This is a genomic window from uncultured Flavobacterium sp., from assembly GCF_963925415.1.
Lineage (GTDB): Bacteria > Bacteroidota > Bacteroidia > Flavobacteriales > Flavobacteriaceae > Flavobacterium.
In genome coordinates, this window is record NZ_CAWUTS010000006.1 from 1 (window position 1) to 8503 (window position 8503).

Genomic DNA, 8503 nt, shown 5'->3' on the forward strand with positions numbered 1-8503 from the left:
TCATTTAAAGGATAATTATAGGGTCCTAAACACAAAACTACTCCAAGAGGACCTCGTCTGACCATGGCATTTACACCTTGACTCTTTTTGAATTTTGCATTATTGCGATCTAATTCTTTGTAATCTTCAATAGTATCATTAATGTAGTCAACCGTTCGGTCAAATTCTTTTTGAGAATCGGGTAATGATTTACCTATTTCCCACATTAAAAATTTAATTACCTCATCACGAGTTGATTTCATTTGTGTCACAAAATCTTGCATGCATTTAATACGTTCACTCACTTTCATTGTTGGCCACAAACCTTGCCCGTTATTATATGCAGAAAAAGCAGCGTTAGTTACTTCATCTGCTTCATTTTCTCCCATTGCAGGAATAGTGCCTAATAGTGTAGGTTGATAATTTTCTGTAGAGGAAATAGTGGAATAAACAGAAGTGGATTTTCCAATCCATTTTTTTAATTCGCCATTGACTAAATAAGTGTCTTGAATTAAAGGTTTCGTTATTTGAAATTCTAATGGTATCATACTTAAATAATTTAAAGTTTTTATAAATGTACATTTATAAAAAGAACTGCTAAACTATTAATAGAAAAGTAATTAACGATAACGTTGTAGAAAAAAATAAGCTGTAAAAAAAATGAAGATTAATTTTGCTTCAAAGCTTCTGCAATCATTAAAGCACATTTTTCACCATCAATTGCTGCCGATATAATTCCACCTGCATATCCTGCTCCTTCTCCACAAGGATATAAACCTTTTATTTGCACATGTTCTAATGTTTCTATATTACGTGGAATTCGAACAGGTGAAGAAGTCCTGCTTTCTGGGGCATGCAAAATGGCTTCATTAGTGAAATATCCTTTCATTGATTTGCCAAAATGGGTAAAGCCTTCTCTCAAAGTATTGGTTATAAAATTTGGAAAAACATCTCCTAATTCTACAGAAGTTGTTCCTGGCACATATGATGTTTTTGGAATGTCAGATGATGGCTTACTTTGGGCAAAGTCAACCATTCGTTGCGCAGGTACTTTTTGAGTTGAACCTGCTAGTTGCCATGCTTTTTGTTCAATAGCTTTTTGAAATTCCATGCCAGCCAAAGGTCCAAATTTAGCATAAGGCTTAAAATCTTCTAATTTTAATTCAACTACAATTCCAGAATTAGCAGTTGCTTGATCTCGCTTTGAGGGTGACCATCCGTTTGTAACTACTTCACCGGGGCTTGTTGCACAAGGTGCTATTACACCGCCAGGACACATGCAAAACGAATACATTCCACGGCCTGCAACTTGCTTTACAATACTGTATGGGGCTGGAGGTAAAAAAGCACCTCTATAATCGCATGAATATTGAATTTTATCAATCAAATCTTGTGGGTGCTCTGCTCGTACTCCTAATGCAAAAGGCTTTGCCTCAATAAAAATATCTTTGTTATTCAATATTTCAAATATATCTCGTGCAGAATGACCTGTTGCTAATATTAATTTATTGGCTTCAATAATGCTTTCATCTTGCAATACCACTCCTTGAATTTCATTGTTTTTTATTTTAAAATCGACAACTCTTTTTTCAAATAAAACTTGCCCACCACATTCAATAATTTTTTCACGAATATCTTGAATGATTTGAGGTAATTTATTAGTTCCAGTATGAGGGTGTGCTTCAACTAAAATTTCATGTGATGCGCCAAATCCAACCAAAAGTTGTAAAATTCGATCAACATCGCCTCTTTTTTTACTTCGGGTATATAATTTTCCATCAGAATAGGTTCCTGCACCACCTTCGCCAAAACAATAATTGGAATCTTCGTTTACCAGATGCTCAACGTTAATACTTTTTAAATCACGTCGACGTCCTCTAACATCTTTACCTCTTTCTATTACTATAGGTTTTAAGCCCAATTCAATTAATTGTAGAGCGGCAAACAATCCGGCTGGTCCTGCACCAACTACTATAACTTCTTGCTTATTAGCCACGTTTGGATAATTTGGCAATTCTATTTTTACATCAACAAAAGTTTCATTTTGAAGAAAAACAGATGCTTTGATGTTAAATTTAATTGCTTTTTGGCGAGCATCTATAGACCGTTTAAGAACTATTACTTTCTGAATATCAGCAACACTAATTTGCATTTTTTTTGCTACAAAATATTGTAACAATTCTTCATTTGAAGCTGTTTCGGGAGTGACTTGGCATTGAAGTTCTTGAGGCATGTTTTAATGTGATATACGAATTTTGGAATATAAAATTTTAGAATTGAAGACAAATGTAGTTATTTGATTTTATTTTTTTCTTCAAAAGCTCTTAGGGCAAAAGATGCAAGCCAATGTTCACCTTCATAATTACCATCTACAACTGATGATAATGAAAATTGAAAATGCGTATCTGCTAATTTTTTTAAATGAGAAAACTCGTTTGGATATTGATTTATTAAGGCATACATATTCCATGCACGGCTAAAATTTAAGCCATCCAAATGGACTAAATGACCATCTGTTCTGTCAGACACTTGAGCAACTTGCCAGTTGTATTTTTTGTCAAATAATAGTGGAGCAAACTTATTTGCCCAAATAAGAAACTCTTTTTTATCTAAAATTTTACTCATCAAGCACATTTCTTCCATACATGGCGATAAAAAATCTGTACCGCTTGGTTCCCATGTAAATGGACAGCCCTGGTCATTTATATACATTCTTTTTGCATTTTCTTTAATACTTGCTTGTAAAGCAATATTTTTTGACAAAACAGCATAGTCCCAAGCATTTGTTAATCCAAAGGCCGTATTTGAATGTGTACCTACACGAATAGGGTATTTTAATTTGGGCAAAAACGCTATATATCTATCGATAATTAAATTTGTAAGCGGTCTAAGGTTCGTATATAATTCTTGCGCAAATGGTTCTTTAGAAATTTCTAGTTCATATTGTAATTTTAGCAACCAATTCCACCCATAAGTTCTTTCGTATGATTTTTCATGAGGCTTACTAAAATAAGCTATTTCTTGATCAATATTTTCTTTTGACAGATTGGTTTTTAGTTTTTGAATAATATTTTGCTTGTGGTCTAAATCCTTAAAGTTATTCAACAAATAAACCAAACTCCAATGACCGTGAACAGAAGAATGCCAATCAAAACAACCATAAAAAGACGGATGTAATGTTTTAGGAGATTGAATTTCTGTACTGTCCAACAGCATTTGATTGAGTTTATTTGGATATTCTTGTTGCAGACACTTAATTGGCAAAGTAGCCAAATGATTGGCTTGTTTTAAAGTTAATTCTTGTGAAAAAGAAAGTTGAGCTATTATGAACAACATTAAAATTTTAAAATTCATGATGCTATTTTTTTTTAAAATTAGTAAACAGTTTGTTTTTCATAATTTAAATTTTCAGAAAAACTCACTACAAAAATAGCAATTAGAATGTTGACTTTGTAACTTTGTACTATTGAAAAAAAAATAATGCGAAAAATAAAGTTGATTTGGGATTTTAGAGGAGAAGTAGCGGCTAAAACTGCCGAACATCATGAAATACATTTGAAAGAGTTTATTGAAAAAGAAAAACTGGTTTTGAAAATTACGGGTTTTGAAATTTTGAACGAAATGTATGCAATTGCCTTTATGGTTGTTGAAGAAATTGATATGATTGCTGTTAGAGATTCTTTGAAACCTCATCGTGGTGAAGTATATTAAAAATTTAATTATTGAATGCATTGATCCATTAATTGAATTTTTATTCCATTAAATACATTGACATCAACATAATTATCTACGCCATTTACATTGGCCCGCTCGGTAAATTGCCATAAAAGCCATTCGCTATTCATTTCTTTTTTCCAAAAAGAATAATTAGCTATCCAAAAAGAATAATCTCCAAATTCCTCTTTTAAAAAATCAGTATAATAACTCTCCCCTGAATAAATGATGGGTTTTACTTTATAATGTTGCTCAATTTTTACCAACCAACGTCTTAATCCTTTTTTCAAACTGTCTAAGGACTGAGTTCTGGGTAATTTTTCAATATCTAAAATTGGCGGCAAATCACCTTTAACTAATGTGACTGTTTTAATAAAATTTTCTGCCTGAAGTAATGAATTTTCATTTGGTCTATAATAATGATAAGCCCCTCTTATAAACTTACCTTTTGTTTTTTTCCAATTGTTTTTAAACTGTAAATCAATTTTATCTTTACCAGCTGTTGAACGCATGATCACAAAATCAATTGCATAATTGCCTTCTATTTTCATTGCGTCATTCCAATTAATATTTCCTTGATATTGTGAAACATCTATACCAATAGTTTTGGTTTTGTATAGGGTTAAAACATCATAAATTCTTATATCGTGAACGTTTTGATAATCTTTAGAAAGCCTAACTTCTTTTGATTTATAACCCAAATAATATAAAAAACCATCTCTGTATTGATATGCCATAAGACCTATTAAAACAACTGACAATACTAAAACAGAGAACACCACTAATTTTGATAGTGATGTTCCTTTATTTTTATTTGACCGTTTAGTAACTGCTTTTTTTTTAGCCAATTGATGCTTTTGTTTTTTGATTGATTATAACGGAAAGCAATACATATGTAATGATAATTACTGGAATGGCTATAAAATCTAGAAGTAAAAATAAAAATATCGAAAAGCTTAAAAACAGAATTTGCACTTTTGCTTCTTTCCATGTAAATGATTTCAATTTAAGGGAAAATAAGGGAATGTTAGCATTTAAAAAATAAGTGCTCAAAATTGTTAAAAATAACAATACAAAAGGGTTGTCAAGTAACCGTATAATCCATTCATATGAGTCTGAATATTGTATCATTGGAATACTCATAATTAACAGAGTATTTGCCGGTGTTGGCAAACCTATAAATGAATCTATTTGCCTTTTATCTATATTAAATTTTGCTAATCGATAAGCAGATGCTAAGGTGATTAAAAAACCTAAATACGGGACAAAGCCCATAAAATAATATTCTTCTGTTAAAAAATACCTTGAAGATTCATCTATTTGAATGTTATTAAACAAACTAAACATCAATAGCCCTGGCACTACTCCACTAGTAACCATGTCGGCCAATGAGTCTAATTGCAAACCCAACTCTCCAGAAACATTAAATTTACGAGCAAAAAAACCATCCCAAAAGTCAAAGAAAATACCCAAACAAACAAATAGAAAAGCTTCGTCATAAAATCCTTTAAAAATAGCAATAACAGCTAATAAGCCACAAGATAAATTTAATAAGGTAATAAAGTTTGGTATGTGTTTTTTAATTTTCATAATATAATTAAGATAATAACAACAAATGTAATACAATAAGTTAATAGAACTAGAGTTTAATACTTAAAGAATTTTATCGATATTTGTAAAAATAAATAGCATTGAAAAAAACAGCATTCATCCTTATTTTATTACCATTAATGGCAATCAGTCAAACCGTTCGTAAATATTCAAATGAATTTTTGAGTATTGGTGTAGACGCTGCTGCTTTAGGAATGAGTAATGCTGTAGTGGCAAATACTGGAGATGTAAATTCGGGCTATTGGAATCCGGCAGGGTTATTACAGATCGAAAACAAACAAGTTGCAGTAATGCATGCTAATTATTTTGCCAATATTGCGCAATATGATTATGCTGGTTTTGGAATGATCATAGATAATCAAAGTGCGTTTGGGGTTTCTTTAATTCGTTTTGGAGTAGATGACATTTTAAATACCACCCAATTAATAGACAGTCAAGGAAATATTGATTACAATAGAATTTCGTTATTCTCAACTGCCGATTATGGTCTAACCGTTTCCTATGCGCGAGCATTGCCAATTGAAGGCTTCAACATGGGTGTCAACGCTAAAATAATTCGAAGAATAATTGGTAATTTTGCAAATTCTTGGGGTTTTGGCTTTGATTTAGGCTTTCAGTTTGATAGTGGCAATGACTGGAAAATAGGTTTAATGTTGCGAGACATTACAACTACTTATAACACTTGGACCATAAACGAGGATGCATTTCAAAGCATACAAGAATCTATTCCGGGTGAAAATCAAGATTTACCAGAGACAAGTGAAATTACATTACCTAAAGCACAATTAGGCCTATCTAAAAAATTTGAATTTCATAATGACATGAGCCTCTTAGCTGCTGGAAATTTAAACATGGAGTTTGCGCAAACCAACGCAATATTTTCTACAAACGCAGTAAGTATTGATCCTGCTTTAGGTTTTGAATGGGGCTATACCGATTTAGTTTTTTTAAGAGCTGGTGTTGGAAATTTTCAGCAAATTACTCAAATTGATGATACTAAAAAAATGAGTTTTCAACCTAATATAGGTTTGGGATTTAAATATAGAGGTATTCAGGTAGACTATGCCTTAACCGATTTAGGCAATCAAAGTGTGGCATTATATTCTAATATATTTTCATTAAAAGTAGATTTAGATGTTTTTGGGCAATAATTACACGATGTAACTTTCGCAATAAAATTTATTAAAACATGTTTAAAAAAATACTTTTCTTATTATTAATTTTTGCATTTACGAATGGATTTTCTCAAAAAATGCAATTGTCTAAAAATGCAAAAGTAAGCATCATTACTATTGGAACAGCATCTCCTACTTATGCCTTATATGGCCATACAGCCATTCGTTTTAAGGATGAACAATCACTTTTAGACGTAGTCTTTAACTACGGTTCATTTGATTTTGAAACTAAAAACTTTATGTTGCGTTTTGTTAAAGGCGACTTACAATATTTTGCTTCAAGCAGTCCTTACGCACCTTTTGAATACGCCTATCGGTATGAGAACAGAAGTGTTTATGAACAAGTTCTTGATTTGCCTCTAGATAAAATTCAGAGCTTATACACGAGCATAACTAATTCTTTAACATCAAATGAACGATTTTACACCTATAAATTTATAGATAAAAATTGTACTACTATGATTATTGATAAAATCAATGAAGTTTTAGGCAGTACCGTTATACGTTTTGAGAAGTCTCAAAAACTAACCTACAGAAGTGTTTTATTTCCATATACAAACCAGCATTTTTTTCAGCAGTTGGGTATTAATATTATTTTTGGTAGAAAGGTTGATGAAAAAGCATCAACCTTATTTCTTCCTTTAGACTTGATGCAGGAATTAAAAAACATAAGCTACAAGGGTAAAAAATTAGTGCGCGAAAGTACTACCGTTTATGAAGCACCAAAGCAAACCAATTCGTTTAACTTTTTTGATTCCATTTACATATTGATTATGTTTTTAAGTATCGTTGTGTTTTTAAATAACAAAACCATTACGCTAGCCTATTTTAGTGTTTTGGGTCTGTTAGGCATCTTTTTTAGTTTGGTTGGTTTGTATTCTTGGCATGAAGAAGTGTTGTGGAATTATAATATATTGTTGTTTAACCCCTTTTATTTAGTTTTGTTATTTTTTTATAAAAAACAAAACCTCTTAAAATTTAAAAAAATAAAATGGTTTCTTTTTTATATTATTTTAGTTTATGTCTTTTTAATGTTAAAAAAAGCACATTTATTCTTAATTTTACCACTAGTAATTACTAATGTAATTTTACTCTATAGATTAACCCTTACTTTTGTAAAAAATGATGTCCTTATTTAAAAAGAAACCCAAATTATCTGACTTAATTCCTGAAGGATTTGTTGATATACATTCCCATATATTACCTGGTATTGATGACGGCTCTGAAAACATAAATCAAAGTGCCCAATTATTGAGTAAATTAAAAGCAATTGGATTTACTAAATGTATTGTTACACCCCATACACTTCCCGAAATATGGGATAACACTTCTGCAGGAATCGCTGAGACGTTTCAAAACACAAAACTACAACTTGAGGAGCCTTATGGAAACATGCTTCATTATGCGGCTTCTGAATACATGATTAACGAGGCTTTTCTTGCTCGTTTACAATGTGAACCTTTATTAACTTTAAAAGGCAATCATGTATTGATTGAAATGTCCCATATGAATCCACCACTAGCTTTAAAAGAGATTATCTTTGAAATACAGCTAAAAGGATACATACCCTTATTGGCTCACCCTGAACGCTACATGTTTTATCATCAAAACACTAAAATATTTGAATCGTTAAAAATTATGGAGGTAAAGTTTCAATTAAATTTATTATCTAGCGTAGGCTATTATGGATCATCCGTAGCTAAGACTGCTGATTTTTTATTAAAAGAAAATTTAATTGATTTTGTTGGTTCAGATGTTCATCATTTACGACATGTTGCTGCTTTTGAAAACAAAATTATTATTAAATCTGAAAAGCTACTTTGTAATGCACTAGAAAAAAATAGCTTTTTTTTATAAATAACAAAAGGGATATATAACATAGTATATATCCCTTTTTTATTGGCAAGAGTCTATATCTTAAACCTGTCTCGTAGTTTTCTTGTTCTTGATTTCTTTACATCACCATCCTCTCCATAGCCATAATTGTAACCATAATTATATCCGTAACCATAACCATAACCATA

General features: G+C 31.1%; 9 protein-coding genes. 4 read left to right on the forward strand and 5 right to left on the reverse strand.

The features are described from left to right. The 3 genes from AABM47_RS00520 to AABM47_RS00530 form a co-directional block, all read right to left on the reverse strand. On the reverse strand, positions 1-527 hold a 527-nt coding region (locus AABM47_RS00520), incomplete at its 3' end, for an aldehyde dehydrogenase family protein (protein WP_338408965.1). Positions 528-646: 119 nt separating this feature from the next. Beyond that, positions 647-2212, reverse strand: coding sequence for an FAD-dependent protein (locus AABM47_RS00525; protein ID WP_338408966.1), 1566 nt, complete (start codon positions 2210-2212; stop codon positions 647-649). A 59-nt stretch (positions 2213-2271) separates the two neighbouring features. Further along, a complete protein-coding gene (locus AABM47_RS00530) occupies positions 2272-3333 on the reverse strand; it encodes a DUF2891 domain-containing protein (protein WP_338408967.1) in 1062 nt (353 codons plus the stop codon). A 123-nt stretch (positions 3334-3456) separates the two neighbouring features. Here AABM47_RS00530 and AABM47_RS00535 point away from each other — a divergent pair, with 123 nt between their 5' ends. Next, positions 3457-3690, forward strand: a complete 234-nt coding sequence (locus AABM47_RS00535; RefSeq protein ID WP_338408972.1) for a hypothetical protein — start codon at positions 3457-3459, stop codon at positions 3688-3690. Positions 3691-3698: 8 nt separating this feature from the next. Here the strand turns inward: AABM47_RS00535 and AABM47_RS00540 are convergent, their stop codons facing one another. Both AABM47_RS00540 and AABM47_RS00545 read right to left on the reverse strand, forming a co-directional pair. After that, complete coding sequence (locus AABM47_RS00540) at positions 3699-4541, reverse strand: GH25 family lysozyme (RefSeq protein WP_338408968.1); 843 nt, start codon at positions 4539-4541, stop codon at positions 3699-3701. After that, on the reverse strand, positions 4534-5283 hold the full coding sequence (locus AABM47_RS00545) for a CDP-alcohol phosphatidyltransferase family protein (protein WP_338408969.1): 750 nt from the start codon (positions 5281-5283) through the stop codon (positions 4534-4536). Before AABM47_RS00545 ends, AABM47_RS00540 begins: the two co-directional genes overlap by 8 nt. Before the next feature lie 182 nt (positions 5284-5465). Here AABM47_RS00545 and AABM47_RS00550 point away from each other — a divergent pair, with 182 nt between their 5' ends. The 3 genes from AABM47_RS00550 to AABM47_RS00560 are packed head-to-tail and all read left to right on the forward strand — an operon-like array spanning position 5466 to position 8336. After that, positions 5466-6455 carry a PorV/PorQ family protein gene (locus tag AABM47_RS00550; RefSeq protein ID WP_338408973.1) on the forward strand — a complete coding sequence of 330 codons (990 nt, stop codon included), beginning with the start codon at positions 5466-5468 and terminating at the stop codon, positions 6453-6455. A gap of 38 nt (positions 6456-6493) precedes the next feature. Beyond that, positions 6494-7618, forward strand: a complete 1125-nt coding sequence (locus tag AABM47_RS00555; RefSeq protein WP_338408970.1) for a DUF4105 domain-containing protein — start codon at positions 6494-6496, stop codon at positions 7616-7618. Next, positions 7602-8336, forward strand: a complete 735-nt coding sequence (locus AABM47_RS00560; RefSeq protein WP_338408971.1) for a CpsB/CapC family capsule biosynthesis tyrosine phosphatase — start codon at positions 7602-7604, stop codon at positions 8334-8336. Before AABM47_RS00555 ends, AABM47_RS00560 begins: the two co-directional genes overlap by 17 nt. Positions 8337-8503 lie beyond the last annotated feature (167 nt).